Genomic DNA, 12,856 nt, shown 5'->3' on the forward strand with positions numbered 1-12,856 from the left:
GCGATCAGTCCTTGTTGCTGACCCCGGCGCTCTCAAAACTGGCCATGTCAGCCAGCAGCGCGCAGGCAGCCGTCAGCAGCGGCCAGGCCAGGGCCGCGCCGCTGCCCTCGCCCAGGCGCAGGTCCAGGTCGAGCAGCGGGCGCACGCCCAGCTGCTGCAACCAGCGCGCATGCGGCCCCTCGGCCGAGCGGTGGGCGAACACGCAGGCGGCCAGCACGCCCGGACACAAGGCATCGGCCAGCGCGACCGCGGCCGTCGTGATGAAGCCATCGACGAGGATGACGCGGCGTTGCGACGCGGCAGCGATGACGCTGCCGGCCATCGTCAGGATCTCGAAGCCGCCAAGCGCCTCTGCAAGCTGCAGCGGGGTCTGCGCGCCGGCGTTGACGGCCAGCGCCTCGCCCAGCACGCCCAGCTTGCGCGCCAGGCCCGCGTCGTCCAGCCCCGTGCCGCGGCCGACGCAGTCGGCCAGCGGCAGGCCGGTCAGGCGCTGCATCAAGAGGCTGGCCGATGAGGTGTTGCCTATGCCCATCTCGCCGAGCAAAAGCGCATTGCCGGGCAGGCGCTCGACCAGGGCCATGCCGTTGCGCAGCGCCAGCTCGGCTTGCGCTGCCGACATCGCCGGGCCGACGCTGGCGTCGGCCGTGCCGGCGGCGATGCGCAGGTCGACGGCGCCGTTGGCGAGCGGCGCATCGACGCCGCAATCGGCGATCGTCAGCGCCAGGCCCTGCTGGCGCGCGAGCACTGAAACGGCCGCGCCGCCGGCCAGCATGTTGGCGACCATCTGCGGCGTGACCTCGCGCGGGTAGGCCGACACGCCGCGGCGCGAAAGGCCATGGTCGGCAGCGTAGACGACGAGTTGAGGTTGCGAAAGAGCGGGCTTGTCCACACCCTGGATCAAGGCAAGCTGCAGCGCCAGCGCCTCGACGCGGCCGAGCGCACCCAGGGGCTTGGTCTTATGGTCAATGGCGTGCTGCACGCGCACGGCTAGGCAGGGCTCGGCCAGTGCCGGCAGTTCAGGAAATTTCATGGGGTTCCGAGGTCGGCGTTCAGCCGACGAGGTTGGCCAGGGTCAGCAGCGCCAGCAGCAGCATCCACAGCACGACGGAACGCCAGACGAGGCCGACRACGCTTTGCAGATGGCCGAGCTGGGGCGGCGCGCCGGCCGTCGAACCGGCGGCGCCGGTGAATTCGGGCTCGGAACCGGCATCGAAGGTCTTGCTGCGGTCCGGCGTGACGCCAGGTGCCGCCGCGCCGCCGAGTTGCAGTCCAACGGCGCCAGCGGCTGACGCGAGGATGATGCCCTCGTTGGAATGCAGCCAGAGGCTGGCATCGCGCCGCCAGCCGTTCACGGCTTCCTCGAAGTTGCCGACGATGGCAAAGCCGGTCGCCGTCATGCGGGCCGGCACATGGTCGATGAGACCGAAAGCCTGGCGCGACAGCGCCAGCAGGCGCGGATTGGTCGGCGCGTCCAGCGTGCGGCTCTTGAAGGCCCAGTAGCGGCCGGCGAACTCGGCCATGCGATAGAGCACGGCGCCGGCTGGGCCGAGACCAATGGTCGAGCAGACGATGAACCAGAAGAACACGCCAAAGACGTGGCGGTGCGCGGCGAGCAGGGAATGCTCGATGACGTGGCGGATCAGCTCGGTGCGGGGCAACTCGCTGGCGTCCAGGTGGCGCCACTCGGCCAGCAACTGGCGTGCGGTCGCGTCGTCGCCACGCTCGAGGGCGTCGCGGATGTCGGTGTAGTAGTGGCTGAACTGCCGGAAGCCCAGCGTCAGGTAGAGGATGAGGACATCCAGCCCCAGGGCCAGCAGCACGCTGAAATGGCGCAGCGCCCAGTAGATCAGCGCAACGGCCAGGCCGGGCACCAGCACCGTGATGGCCCAGACGATGGCGGCATGGTGCTCGTCGCCGGCGTCGAAGTTGCGGCCCGTCCAGCGCACCCAGCCGATGACTGACTGGTGCACGCGGTTCCCATGCCTCAAGGGCTTGAGTTGCTCACACAACAGGGCCAGCAGCACCGCGAAGAAATTCATGGGCCGGGATGATAGTGGCGCGCTCAGCCGCCGCTGAGCAGACGGTAGAAGTTGCGCAACATTGCGGCGGTCGCCCCCCAGATGAAGTACTCACGTTCCTCGCCCTGCCAGGGCATGGAAAGGAAGCGCCTCTCAGCCCCCGCGAACTCGAAACGGTGGTGACGGTGATGGGCGGGGTTCATCAGGAAGGCCAGCGGCACCTCGAAGGCTTCAGCCACCTCGAAGTCATCGAGCGTGAGCGTGAAACCGGGCTCGACGAGGCCGACCACGGGCGTCACCTGGAAGGCCGTCACCGTCGAATAGACGGGCAACTGGCCGATGATCTCGATGTGCTGGCGGGACAGCCCGATCTCTTCCTCGGTCTCGCGCAGCGCCGTCGCGACCGGGCCATCGTCCTCGGGCTCGACGCGGCCGCCGGGGAAGCTGATCTGGCCGGCGTGATCGCGCAGGTGGTCGGTGCGGCGCGTCAGCAGCAGGTTCAGGCCGGCCTCGCGCTGCACCAGGGGCACCAGCACCGCGGCGCCGGCAGGTTCGCGATTGGCAAACAGACCACCATCGCCGGAGAACTCGGGCGTCCAGGCCGCCACGTCCGCCAGGCGGGCCCGGATGGCTGAGGCCGTCAGCGCCAGGTCGGGCACCGCCGGGAGATGGTCGTCAATGCTCGTGACGGGGACGAGCTGAGGCTGGGTGATGGCGGGGCGGGTCATGCTGAAAAAACAAAAGCCGCCTAGAGCGTAGCTCCCGGCGGCTTTGGCGGTGAGGAACCGGCTGATTAAGCCAGCTTTTCCTTGATACGCGCCGACTTGCCCGAACGCTGACGGAGGTAGTACAGCTTGGCGCGGCGGACATCGCCACGACGCTTGACTTCGATCGTCGCGATCAGCGGGCTGTACAGCTGGAACGTACGCTCGACGCCTTCGCCGCTGGAGATCTTGCGGACGATGAAGCTGCTGTTCAGGCCGCGGTTGCGCTTGGCAATCACGACGCCTTCGTAGGCCTGCACGCGCTTGCGGGTGCCTTCAACGACGTTGACGCTGACGATCACGGTGTCGCCGGGGGCGAAGGCCGGGATGGTCTTGTTCAGGCGAGCAATTTCTTCTTGCTCAAGGGTTTGGATCAGGTTCATCTGTACTCCTGGGATCTTGGCGGCGTCGCTATTTATCGGGATGTTTGCAGCTGGAACGCTTTTGAACGCTCAAGCCACTCGACCCGCCAGAGGATCGGACAGCCCGCAAGTATAGCGCGGGGATACGGGTTTTGCCTAGAGCTTGGCCAGGAAGGCCTCATCGGCCTTGCTGAGGCGGCCGGCGGCACGCGCGGCGGCGATCAGGTCGGGCCGACGGGCCGCGGTCAGCGCCAGGGAGCGCTCACGGCGCCAGCGCCGGATGTCGGCATGGTGGCCCGACAGCAGCACCGCCGGCACCTCGCGGCCATCGGCCAGCACTTCGGGCCGGCTGTAGTGCGGGCAGTCCAGCAGGCCGTCGGAGAAGCTGTCCTGCTCGTGGGACTTGGCGTCGCCGAGCACGCCTTCCTGCAGCCGCGCGACGGCGTCCAGCAGAGCGATGGCTGGCAGCTCGCCACCAGACAGCACGAAGTCACCGAGGCTGAGTTCCAGCGTCACGTGGCGATCCAGCACACGCTGGTCAATGCCTTCATAGCGGCCGCACAGCAGGATGGCTCCCGAACCAGCGGCCAGTTCCTGCACGCCGGCCTGGGCGATGCGGGTGCCGGTCGGCGTGAAATGGATGACGGCCGGCGCCGCCTCGCCGCGGTCCGCCTTGACCGCCGCCAGGGCCTTTTCCAGCGGCTCGGCCAGCATGACCATGCCCGGGCCGCCGCCATAGGTGCGATCGTCGACGCGGCGGTAGTTGTCGTCGGCGAAATCGCGCAGCGGCCACAGGCGCACATCGACCTGGCGGCTTTCGAAGGCGCGCCGCGTGACGCCCTGCGTCAGATGCGGCGCGAACAGCTCCGGGAAGATCGTCAGGACGTCGAAGCGCATGGCAAGAAGGTGTGGATGGGTCGGGCGTGCTCGAGCAGACCGCTCAGAGGTTGTCCATCTAGGCGCAAAGCACAGCCGTAGCTTGCGCTACGGCGAGCATTTGCAACGACGAGGGGCGGCCTCTGTGCGGGATGAGCGGGCATGCCGGACTCATTCGCACCTTCTTCTAGAAGTCGAGGCCCCAGTCGACCGTGATCCGCTTCGCTTCGAGGTTCACGTCGTCGATGAACTTGCCGACGAAGGGAATCAGTCGCTCCTGGTCGGGCTTGGCGGGCTCTTCCACGCCCGGCGGCAGGATGCGCAACACGGCGTGCGGGCCAGTGTCGATGAGACCGATGACGCGGCCCAAGGCTTGCGACTCGCGGTTGACGACGTCCAGGCCGATCAGGTCCACCCAGTAGTACTCGCCGTCGGGCGTGCGCGGGAATTCGCTGCGGGGGATGTGGATCTCGTGGCCGCGCAGCGCCTCGGCGGCATTGCGGTCATCCACACCTTCGGCCGTGGCGACGATGCCTTCGCCCTGCTCCCGCACCGACTTCACGGCCAGAATCAGTTGGGCGGCCTTCGGACCGGTCGACTTCAGGTACCAGCGCTTGGCGCTGAACAGCGCACCGGCGTCCGCCGAATAGGCCTGCACCTTGAGGCCACCCTTGATGCCCCAGGCATCGAGGATCTTGCCCACCGGCAGCAGATCTTCGGGCCAGGAAGCAAAAGACGGCGCCGAAGCGCCGTCTTGCTGAGGCTTGTTGCCTGCCACGCGTTTAGGCGGCGACAGCAGCCGTCTTGGCGTCACCGACCAGGCGGGCCACCGTGGGCGACAGCTGGGCGCCGACACCGATCCAGTAGCTCACGCGGTCTTGCTCGACGCGCAGCTTCTCGGCGGAGCCGGAAGCGACGGGGTTGTAGAAGCCGACGCGCTCGATGAAGCGGCCGTCACGACGTTGGCGGCTGTTGGCGACGACGATGTTGTAGAAGGGGCGCTTCTTGGAGCCGCCGCGGGCCAGACGAATCACAACCATGATGTTTCCTAAAAATTGGGTGACCACCGCACGAGGAGACACTCAAGTAGCGACAAGTCGAATGGCAGGAACCCCTGCCGGGGGAGGCTCTGTAGATACGCCGCAGCCATCTGCGACCAGTGCCGAAAACCGAGCATTATAAACTCGATCAGAACCTTCTTGAGCAGTCTCCAAAACCGACAAATGTCACAGCCCGCCTCCCCCGCCCTGCCCCTGACCATCCGCCCCAGCGCCGACGCCGATCTGCCAGCCATCCAGGCCATCTATGCCCGGGCCGTCCTGGATGGCACCGGCACCTTCGAAACCGAGGTGCCCGGCGTCGACGAGATGGGCCGCCGCCGCGCCGAGGTGCTGAGCCGCAATCTGCCCTGGCTGGTGGCCGAGCGTGGCGGTGAAGTGCTGGGCTACGCCTACGCCAACTACTTCCGCCCTCGTCTGGCCTATCGCTTCTGCGTCGAGGATTCCATCTACCTGTCTCCTGCCGCCCAGGGCCAGGGCGTCGGCCGCCTGCTGCTGGCCGAGTTGATGGCCCGCTGCGAGGCGGCCGGCGCGCGCCAGATGCTCGCCGTCATCGGCGACGCGGCCAATGCGGGCTCGGTCGGCGTGCACAAGGCGCTGGGCTTCGAGCACACCGGCGTACTCAAGAGCGCAGGCTGGAAGTTCGGCCGCTGGCTGGACGTCGTGCTGATGCAGCGCACGCTGGGCCTGGGCGACAGCGCGGCCGCCGAATGATCAACGCCACCAAGCACAAGGCGGTCGCGACCTGGCTGGCCTTGCTCGTCGGTGTCTTCGGGCTGCACCGCTTCTATCTGCACGGCCTCAGGGACCGCTGGGCCTGGCTCTTCCCGCTGCCGACCCTGCTGGGCCTGGCGGGCGTGCAGCGCATGGACCATCTCGGCCAGGACGACCGATTGGCCTGGGTGCTGATTCCCTTGCTCGGTCTCAGCCTCGTTGCCGCCCTGCTCGGCGGCATCGTCTACGGCCTGATGCCGGATGAACGCTGGAACGAGCGCTTCAACGCCGGCCGAGCCGCCAGCACGGGCGGCTGGGCAGCGGTCATCGGCGTCGTGTTCTGCCTGCTGTTCGGCGGCACGGCGCTGATGGCGACCATCGCCTTCAGCGCCCAGCGCTATTTCGAGTCGCAGTCCGGTCAGTAGAGGATGAAACTGATCCAGTAGCAGACGCCGGCCATCAGCGCCGCGGCCGGGATCGTGAAGATCCATGCCCAGACGATGCTGCCGGCCACGCCCCAGCGCACCGCCGAGGGGCGCTGCACCGAGCCCACGCCGACGATGGCGCCGGTGATGGTGTGGGTGGTGGACACCGGGATGCCCAGGGCCGTGGCCAGGAAGAGCGTGATCGCCCCGCCGGTTTCGGCGCAGAAGCCGCCCACCGGCTTGAGCTTGGTGATGCGCTGCCCCATGGTCTGGACGATGCGCCAACCGCCGAACATCGTGCCCAGGCCGATGGCGATATAGCAGGCCACGATGACCCAATTGGGCGGTGCCTTGTCGCCGACGCTGACCATGCCGGCGGCGATCAGCAGCATCCAGATCAGGCCGATGGTCTTCTGCGCGTCATTCCCGCCGTGGCCGAGGCTGTACAGCCCGGCCGAGACGAGCTGCAACCGCCGGAACCACCGATCGATGCGTATGGGTGACTTGTGCCGACACACCCAGGCCACGATGACCATCATCAGCGAGCCGAGCAGATAGCCCAGCAGCGGCGACACGATGATGAAGGCCACCGTCTTCCAGATGCCGCCCGCCACCAGCGCCGACGGGCCGGCCTTGGCGACGACGGCACCGGCGATGCCACCGATCAGCGCATGCGAGGAGCTCGACGGGATGCCCCACCACCAGGTGATGAAGTTCCAGGCGATGGCGCCGATCAGCGCACCGAAGACGACGTGATGGTCCACCACGCCCGGCTCGACGATGCCCTTGCCCACGGTGGCCGCGACCTTGAGCTGGAAGATGGCGATGGCGACGACGTTGAAGAAGGCGGCGAACAGCACGGCCTGCTGGGGTTTCAGCACGCCGGTGGAGACGACGGTGGCGATGGAATTGGCCGCGTCGTGGAAGCCGTTCATGAAGTCGAACAGCAGGGCCAGCACGACCAGCAGGGCCACCACCCAGAAGGCGATCTCAGCGGATGCCATGGGGGCCGGTCAGGAGTTTTCGAGGACGATGCCCTCGATCAGATTGGCCACGTCTTCGCAGCGGTCGGAGATGGATTCCAGCTGCTCGTAGATCGCCTTGAGCTTGATCAGCTCACGCACGTCTTCCTGCTCGCGGAACAGGCGCGACATCGCCGCACGCATGACGCGGTCGGCGTCGGATTCCAGGCGGTCGATCTCCTCGCAGGTCTTGAGCGCCGCCTCGGTCGTGGCGGGCTTGCTGAGGTGGGGCAGCAGTGTCACCGCATGCTGCACGCGCTCGCAGCAGCGCACGGACAGCGTGCACAGCTGCAGCACCTGCTCGGGCACGGCGCGCACGTCGTAGAGCGACAGCGTCTCGGAGGAGTCCTGCAGCAGGTCGACGATGTCATCCATCGCGTTGATCAGGCCGTGGATCTGCTCACGGTCGATGGGCGTGATGAAGGTGCGGTGCAGCAGCCGGTTCACTTCGGCCGTGACGCGGTCGGCGGCATGCTCGGCCTTGTCGACCTCGTCCGCGTACTGCTGGCGCAGCACCGGGTCGGCATAGTTCTCGATCATTTTCTGGAAGGCGCGCGCGCCTTCCAGGATGAAGCCGCCATGCTCATTGAACAACTCAAAAAAATTGCCCTCACGGGGCAGCAGCTTGCCAAACAGCATGGGCGTCCTTGGGTCTCTCGAAGGGGCGGAGTTTACCGGGCCGTGTCACCCAACCGTCATCAAGACGACCTGAAGATGAAGTAGACGGCCCCCATCAGGCATAACCCTGCCCAGAGGAAATCCAGCTTCAGCGGCTCACCCATGTAGTAGAGGCTGAAGGGCACGAAGACGGCCAGGGTGATGACTTCCTGGGTGATCTTCAGCTGGGCCAGACTGAAGCCGGCGCCATGGCCGATGCGGTTGGCGGGCACTTGCAGCAGGTACTCGAACAGCGCAATGCCCCAGCTGATGAGGGCGGCGATCCACCAGGCCTTGGTCGACAAGCCCTTGAGGTGGCCGTACCAGGCAAAGGTCATGAAGACATTGGACAGCAGCAGCAGGCCAACGGTCTGCCAGCCGGCGAGGGTCGAAAACATCGTCGTATCTCCAGGTGGGACTCAGAGGGACAGCGGCCCGAGTCGCTCGATGCGCTGGGCCTGCCAGCCGTCGCCTGCCGCCAGATGGATCAGCGCCGGCGCGATCTCCAGCAGCGGACGCAGCACGAAGGCGCGCTCGCCCAGACGGGGGTGGGGCAGCGTCAGGCGGGGCGTATTCAGCGTCAGTTCGTCGTAGAGCAGCAGGTCGAGATCCAGCGTGCGCGGCGCATTGCGATAGGAGCGCTCGCGGCCATGGGCCAGCTCGATGGCCTGCAGGGCGTCCAGTAGTTCAATGGGTAGAAGCGTCGTGTCGAGCGCAGCGACGGCGTTCAGGAAGTCAGGCCCGCCCGCATCCACCGGCGCGCTGCGCCAGGTGCTTGACAGCGCAACGACCTGCGTACCGGGCAGCGCCGCGAGACGCAACGCTGCCTGGGTCAAGCTGGCAGAAAGATTGGCGCCGAGGTTGGCGCCCAGTCCGATGTAGGCGCGCGAACTCACTCGGCGGCAGGCGCGGGCGCTGCGGCGCCCTCGCCGCCGCCGCCCGGCTTGCGGCGGCGTCGGCGGCGCTTCTTGGCCGGCGCATCGTCGGCCACAGGCTCGGCCTCTTCACCGGCAGGCGCCTCGGGGCGCGGCGCACGCACGACGCGGGGCTGCTTCTGCTGCGTCGCCCGGGCGTCGGCCAGCAGGGCCTGGCGGTCGTCGTCGCTGCCCAGCGCGAAGTCTTCCCACCAGTCGGCCAGCGACGGGTCGATCTCGCCGACGTCGGCGCGCAGGCGCAGGAAGTCGAAGCCGGCGCGGTAGCGCGGCTGCTCGATGAGGCTGAACACGCCCGAGCCGCTGCGGCGCTCGAAGCGGGTCTGCATCATCCAGATCTCGCGCATGTCGGCGGCCAGCTTGCCGCGGCCCGAGATGTCGCCGATGCGGGCATCGAAAACGGCATCGATGGCCTGGGCCAGCGCCGGCACGGCCGGCTCGCCGCCATTGCGGATCTTGGTCCAGCGGTCCAGCACCTCGTACCAGAGCATGCAGGCGAGCATGAAGCTGGGGCTGACGCCACGGCCTTCCTGCACGCGGCGGTCGGTGTCTTCAAAAGCCTGGCGCACGAAATTGCCGCGCACGCCCTCATGCAGGTCGCCGGCCTCGGTCAGCATGGCGTCCAGCACGGCGAACACGCCGCGGCCCAGGCCCAGCTTCTTCAGCTGCGCAATGCTGGCCAGGGAATGGCCGGTCTGCAGCAGCTTGATCATCTCGTCGAACAGGCGCGAGGCCGGCACATTGGCCAGCAGCGCCGACGAGGCCTTCACCGGCGCCAGCGTCTTGGGCTCGAGCGTGAAGCCCAGCTTGGCCGCGAAGCGCACGGCGCGGATGATGCGGACCGGATCTTCGCGGTAACGGGTCTCGGGGTCGCCGATCATCCGCAGCAGCTTGGCCTTGGCGTCCGCCAGGCCGCCGTGATAGTCCACCACCAGCTGGCGCTGCGGGTCGTAATACATCGCGTTGACGGTGTAGTCGCGGCGGGCGGCATCCTCGATCTGCGGGCCCCAGACGTTGTCGCGCAGCACCCGGCCTTCGGCATCCACGGCATGCGACTTGCCCTCGAGCGCGCTCTTGGAGGTCTTCTCGTTGCCGGCGATGGCTTCGGATTCGGTCGGCAGCGCGCGGAAGGTCGAGACCTCGATGACCTCGTGCTCACGGCCGCGGCCATAGACGACATGGACGATACGAAAGCGCCGGCCGATGATGAAGGCGCGGCGGAACAGGCCCTTGACCTGCTCGGGCGTCGCGTTGGTCGCGACGTCGAAGTCCTTGGGCCGCATGTTCAGCAGCAGGTCGCGCACGGCGCCGCCGACGATATAGGCCTCGAAGCCGGCGTCGGTCAGCGTCTTGACGACCTTGACGGCGCGCTCGTCGAGCAGATCGGGGTTGATGCCGTGCACTTCGGCCGGCACCTCGACCCGCTTGCCCAGCGGGCTGGTCTTCTTGGGGGCTGCGGCAGGCTTGCCGAGCAGCTTGTCGATGAACTTTTTGATCATGCGAAGAGGTGCAACTGGGGCCAGCCTCGCTCGGCGGCAATCGCGGCGAGCGAGGGGCTGGGATTGGTCGCCACGGGGTGGCTGACGCGTTCGAGCAGCGGGAGATCGTTGGTCGAGTCGCTATAGAAGCTTACGCGCTCGAAATCGGGCCATTGTGCCCCCAGCCCCTGCAACCAGCTCTCAACACGCGCGATCTTGCCCTCCCGGAAGCTCGGGATGCCGCGGATGGCGCCGGTGTAGCGCTGCTCGGCGTCGCGCTCGAGCTGCACGGCGATGAGGTGCTCGATGCCGAAGGCTTCGGCGATCGGCGCGGTGACGAATTCGTTCGTCGCCGTGACCAGCGCGATCAGGTCGCCGGCGGCACGGTGCTTCTCGACAAGCGCCCTGGCTTCCACGCGTATGGCCGGCTTCATGATCTCGGCCATGAAGCGCTCCCGCATGGCCAGCGCCTCCTCCAGCGGCCGGCTGCGAAAGGCCGAGGTCGCGAAATTGACATAGGCGGGCAGGTCCAGCGTGCCGGCGTTGTACTGGGCGAAGAACTCGTCGTTCTTCGCACCCCAGACCTCACCATCCACCCAGCCCACGTCGACCATGAAGGTGCCGAAGGAGTGATCCGAGTCCACCGGGATCAAGGTCCCGTCCAGGTCAAACAGCGTCAGGTTCATAAATCAGGGTCAGAGTCGGTTTTATCTTCGATCGCCTCGTCGGCCAGCATGGTCTTCAGCAGCGGCAGCGTCAGCGCGCGCTTGGCTGACATGGCGAATTCGTCCAGGCGCTCGAGCAAGGCCATCAGGCCCTTGAGGTTGCGCTCGAAGCGGGTCAGCAGATAGCTCAGCACCTCGTCGCCAAGCAGCAGGCCGCGCCGGTCGGCCTCGCGGCGCAGCACGGCGCGCATCTCGGCCTCGCGCAGGGGCTCGAGGGCGAAGCTCGGCCCCCAACCCAGCCGCGTGCGCAGGTCTTCGCGCACGGCCAGATCGACGGCGGGCGCATCGGCCGTGGCGACCACCGTGTAGCCCTGCCCTGCCGATGCAACGAAGAGAGCGAAGGCCGCATGCTGCTGGCCGGCGTCGAAGCGCTGGCAGTCATCCAGCAGCAGCAGGCTCTCATGCGAGGGCAGTTCCCAGGGCAAGGCGGTGTCGGCGTCATACCAGGCGACACGCTGGCCGGCGGCCTGCCAGCGCTCGGCCAGGGCCTGCAGCAGATGGGTCTTGCCCGAGCCGGTGGCGCCCCAGAGCAGCACGGGCGGGTCGCCGGGCATCAGGCCCATCAGATAGGCCAGCGCCTCGGCATTCGCGCCAGGCAGGAAGTTGTCGAAGCTGGGCGTAGGCGGGGCCAGCAGCGCCAGGGGAATCTGCCTCATCGTCAGTGCCGCGCGGCCGCCCGGAGGCCCTGACGCGCCCCCTCGGGGGGCAGTGAACGTAGTGAGCGTGGGGGCATTCTTGCGTCAGCGAAACAATGAGCTCGCGAGGTAGGCCTTGTGCAGACGCTTGACGGCAACGGCCGCGACGGCCGACAGCGGCAGCGCGATCATCACGCCGACAAAGCCCAGCAGATGGCCGAAGGCCAGCAGCGCGAAGATGACCATCAGCGGACTCATGCCGATGCGCTCGCCGACGAAGCGCGGCGTCAGCACGAAACTCTCCAGCAACTGACCGATGCCGAAGACGATGGCGACGGCCACGACACCATAGAGGCTGGCGAACTGCAGCAGGCCCGCCAGCAGCGCCAGCACCAGGCCCAGGCCGAAGCCCAGATAGGGGATGAAGACCGCCAGTCCGGTGAAGACGCCGATGGGCAGCGCCAGGTCGAAGCGCGCCAGCGCGAGGCCGACGCTGTAGAAGATGGCCAGGGCACCCATGACGAGCAACTGGCCGCGCAGGTATTGGCCCAGCGTCTGGTCGCATTCGTCGAGGAAGCTGCCGACCGAATCGCGCGCCGCGGGCGGCACCAGCGCACGGATGCGCTCGACCAGGCCGGGCCAGTCGTCCAGCAGATAGAAAAGCACGACCGGCAGCAGCACCGCATTGCCGATGAAGGCGAGCAGGAAGCTGCCGCCGATGCGGGCGGAGCTCAGCGCCGTCGCGAGCCATTCCTCGAAATTGGCGTCCAGATACTTCAGCACGAAGGCCTTGATGCTGGCCGGGTCGAGCTGCATGTAGATGCCGTGCTCGGCGAGCCAGGGCGAGAGCTTGTCATTGGCCAGCTTGGCCAGCGCCGGGATCTGTTCACGCAGCGCCGGCAGCTCCTTGCTGAGGATGGGCAGCACCAGCAGCACCAAGGTCAGCAGCGCCATCCCGAACAGCATCTCGACCATCAGCACCGCCAGCGCACGCGGCGTGCGCCGGTCCACCAGGGCCTGCACCACGGGCGCCAGGGCATAGGCCAGCACCAGGGCGGCGATGAAGGGCGCCAGCACGGGCGACAGCAGCCACAGCAGCAGGATGAGGGCGAAGGCGACGCCGGCCCAGGCCAGGGCGGTGCGTTGGGGCTTGGTGAGCTTCATCATGGTGTCTGCGGGCGGGCGCGGAT

The 12,856-nt window shown here is 67.6% G+C and carries 17 protein-coding genes; 2 read left to right on the top strand and 15 right to left on the bottom strand.

Features of this window, described 5'->3' with window-relative positions:
- Positions 1-4: 4 nt before the first annotated feature.
- From cobT to rpsP, 7 genes are all read right to left on the bottom strand, one after another.
- Positions 5-1,030 carry a nicotinate-nucleotide--dimethylbenzimidazole phosphoribosyltransferase gene (gene cobT / locus AC1D2H_RS23980; RefSeq protein ID WP_478012684.1) on the bottom strand — a complete coding sequence of 342 codons (1,026 nt, stop codon included), beginning with the start codon at positions 1,028-1,030 and terminating at the stop codon, positions 5-7.
- 19 nt (positions 1,031-1,049) lie between these two features.
- Positions 1,050-2,039: a CobD/CbiB family protein gene (locus AC1D2H_RS23985; RefSeq protein WP_477929914.1), complete on the bottom strand. Its 990-nt coding sequence runs from the start codon at positions 2,037-2,039 to the stop codon at positions 1,050-1,052.
- 23 nt (positions 2,040-2,062) lie between these two features.
- Complete coding sequence (locus AC1D2H_RS23990) at positions 2,063-2,746, bottom strand: CoA pyrophosphatase (RefSeq protein WP_477929916.1); 684 nt, start codon at positions 2,744-2,746, stop codon at positions 2,063-2,065.
- Positions 2,747-2,811: 65 nt separating this feature from the next.
- Positions 2,812-3,165 carry a 50S ribosomal protein L19 gene (gene rplS, locus AC1D2H_RS23995; RefSeq protein WP_394480002.1) on the bottom strand — a complete coding sequence of 118 codons (354 nt, stop codon included), beginning with the start codon at positions 3,163-3,165 and terminating at the stop codon, positions 2,812-2,814.
- A 135-nt stretch (positions 3,166-3,300) separates the two neighbouring features.
- Complete coding sequence (gene trmD, locus AC1D2H_RS24000; RefSeq protein ID WP_478012685.1) at positions 3,301-4,041, bottom strand: tRNA (guanosine(37)-N1)-methyltransferase TrmD; 741 nt, start codon at positions 4,039-4,041, stop codon at positions 3,301-3,303.
- A gap of 166 nt (positions 4,042-4,207) precedes the next feature.
- Positions 4,208-4,723, bottom strand: coding sequence for a ribosome maturation factor RimM (rimM, locus tag AC1D2H_RS24005; RefSeq protein ID WP_477929920.1), 516 nt, complete (start codon positions 4,721-4,723; stop codon positions 4,208-4,210).
- Positions 4,724-4,802: 79 nt separating this feature from the next.
- Complete coding sequence (gene rpsP / locus AC1D2H_RS24010) at positions 4,803-5,060, bottom strand: 30S ribosomal protein S16 (RefSeq protein WP_056201913.1); 258 nt, start codon at positions 5,058-5,060, stop codon at positions 4,803-4,805.
- 183 nt (positions 5,061-5,243) lie between these two features.
- Here rpsP and AC1D2H_RS24015 point away from each other — a divergent pair, with 183 nt between their 5' ends.
- Together AC1D2H_RS24015 and AC1D2H_RS24020 are read left to right on the top strand one after the other, a co-directional pair.
- On the top strand, positions 5,244-5,792 hold the full coding sequence (locus tag AC1D2H_RS24015; RefSeq protein ID WP_478012686.1) for an N-acetyltransferase family protein: 549 nt from the start codon (positions 5,244-5,246) through the stop codon (positions 5,790-5,792).
- Positions 5,789-6,217, top strand: coding sequence for a TM2 domain-containing protein (locus tag AC1D2H_RS24020; protein WP_478012687.1), 429 nt, complete (start codon positions 5,789-5,791; stop codon positions 6,215-6,217). The genes AC1D2H_RS24015 and AC1D2H_RS24020 overlap by 4 nt, the downstream gene beginning before the upstream one ends.
- Here AC1D2H_RS24020 and AC1D2H_RS24025 read toward each other — a convergent pair.
- From AC1D2H_RS24025 to AC1D2H_RS24060, 8 genes are all read right to left on the bottom strand, one after another.
- Positions 6,211-7,221 (bottom strand): inorganic phosphate transporter, encoded by a 1,011-nt coding sequence (locus tag AC1D2H_RS24025; protein ID WP_477929926.1) that lies wholly within the window; start codon positions 7,219-7,221, stop codon positions 6,211-6,213. The two genes, AC1D2H_RS24020 and AC1D2H_RS24025, sit on opposite strands and share 7 nt — an antisense overlap.
- A 9-nt stretch (positions 7,222-7,230) precedes the next feature.
- Entirely contained in the window at positions 7,231-7,878 is a 648-nt protein-coding gene (locus AC1D2H_RS24030) for a DUF47 domain-containing protein (protein ID WP_477929928.1), read from the bottom strand.
- A 59-nt stretch (positions 7,879-7,937) separates the two neighbouring features.
- Positions 7,938-8,294, bottom strand: coding sequence for a DMT family protein (locus AC1D2H_RS24035; protein ID WP_478012688.1), 357 nt, complete (start codon positions 8,292-8,294; stop codon positions 7,938-7,940).
- Between the two features lie 21 nt (positions 8,295-8,315).
- Complete coding sequence (folK, locus tag AC1D2H_RS24040) at positions 8,316-8,792, bottom strand: 2-amino-4-hydroxy-6-hydroxymethyldihydropteridine diphosphokinase (protein ID WP_478012689.1); 477 nt, start codon at positions 8,790-8,792, stop codon at positions 8,316-8,318.
- Entirely contained in the window at positions 8,789-10,327 is a 1,539-nt protein-coding gene (gene pcnB / locus AC1D2H_RS24045; protein ID WP_478012690.1) for a polynucleotide adenylyltransferase PcnB, read from the bottom strand. Before pcnB ends, folK begins: the two co-directional genes overlap by 4 nt.
- Positions 10,324-10,992 (bottom strand): histidinol-phosphatase, encoded by a 669-nt coding sequence (locus AC1D2H_RS24050; RefSeq protein WP_478012691.1) that lies wholly within the window; start codon positions 10,990-10,992, stop codon positions 10,324-10,326. Before AC1D2H_RS24050 ends, pcnB begins: the two co-directional genes overlap by 4 nt.
- On the bottom strand, positions 10,989-11,687 hold the full coding sequence (hda, locus tag AC1D2H_RS24055) for a DnaA regulatory inactivator Hda (RefSeq protein ID WP_478012692.1): 699 nt from the start codon (positions 11,685-11,687) through the stop codon (positions 10,989-10,991). Before hda ends, AC1D2H_RS24050 begins: the two co-directional genes overlap by 4 nt.
- Positions 11,688-11,771: 84 nt before the next feature.
- The gene (locus AC1D2H_RS24060; protein WP_478012693.1) at positions 11,772-12,830 is read right to left on the bottom strand and encodes an AI-2E family transporter; all 1,059 of its coding nucleotides are present in this window, start codon (positions 12,828-12,830) and stop codon (positions 11,772-11,774) included.
- Positions 12,831-12,856 lie beyond the last annotated feature (26 nt).

The organism is Roseateles sp. P1_C1_2, assembly GCF_056406535.1.

Excerpts from the sequence above, each read along its gene's own strand:
- AC1D2H_RS24050 (WP_478012691.1), bottom strand. The coding sequence starts at position 10,992 with ATGAACCTGACGCTGTTTGACCTGGACGGGACCTTGATCCCGGTGGAC.
- cobT (WP_478012684.1), bottom strand. The coding sequence starts at position 1,030 with ATGAAATTTCCTGAACTGCCGGCACTGGCCGAGCCCTGCCTAGCCGTG.
- AC1D2H_RS24015 (WP_478012686.1), top strand. The coding sequence starts at position 5,244 with ATGTCACAGCCCGCCTCCCCCGCCCTGCCCCTGACCATCCGCCCCAGC.
- AC1D2H_RS24025 (WP_477929926.1), bottom strand. The coding sequence starts at position 7,221 with ATGGCATCCGCTGAGATCGCCTTCTGGGTGGTGGCCCTGCTGGTCGTG.
- hda (WP_478012692.1), bottom strand. The coding sequence starts at position 11,687 with ATGAGGCAGATTCCCCTGGCGCTGCTGGCCCCGCCTACGCCCAGCTTC.
- rpsP (WP_056201913.1), bottom strand. The coding sequence starts at position 5,060 with ATGGTTGTGATTCGTCTGGCCCGCGGCGGCTCCAAGAAGCGCCCCTTC.
- pcnB (WP_478012690.1), bottom strand. The coding sequence starts at position 10,327 with ATGATCAAAAAGTTCATCGACAAGCTGCTCGGCAAGCCTGCCGCAGCC.
- AC1D2H_RS23990 (WP_477929916.1), bottom strand. The coding sequence starts at position 2,746 with ATGACCCGCCCCGCCATCACCCAGCCTCAGCTCGTCCCCGTCACGAGC.
- rplS (WP_394480002.1), bottom strand. The coding sequence starts at position 3,165 with ATGAACCTGATCCAAACCCTTGAGCAAGAAGAAATTGCTCGCCTGAAC.
- AC1D2H_RS24020 (WP_478012687.1), top strand. The coding sequence starts at position 5,789 with ATGATCAACGCCACCAAGCACAAGGCGGTCGCGACCTGGCTGGCCTTG.
- trmD (WP_478012685.1), bottom strand. The coding sequence starts at position 4,041 with ATGCGCTTCGACGTCCTGACGATCTTCCCGGAGCTGTTCGCGCCGCAT.
- AC1D2H_RS24030 (WP_477929928.1), bottom strand. The coding sequence starts at position 7,878 with ATGCTGTTTGGCAAGCTGCTGCCCCGTGAGGGCAATTTTTTTGAGTTG.
- AC1D2H_RS24060 (WP_478012693.1), bottom strand. The coding sequence starts at position 12,830 with ATGAAGCTCACCAAGCCCCAACGCACCGCCCTGGCCTGGGCCGGCGTC.
- AC1D2H_RS24035 (WP_478012688.1), bottom strand. The coding sequence starts at position 8,294 with ATGTTTTCGACCCTCGCCGGCTGGCAGACCGTTGGCCTGCTGCTGCTG.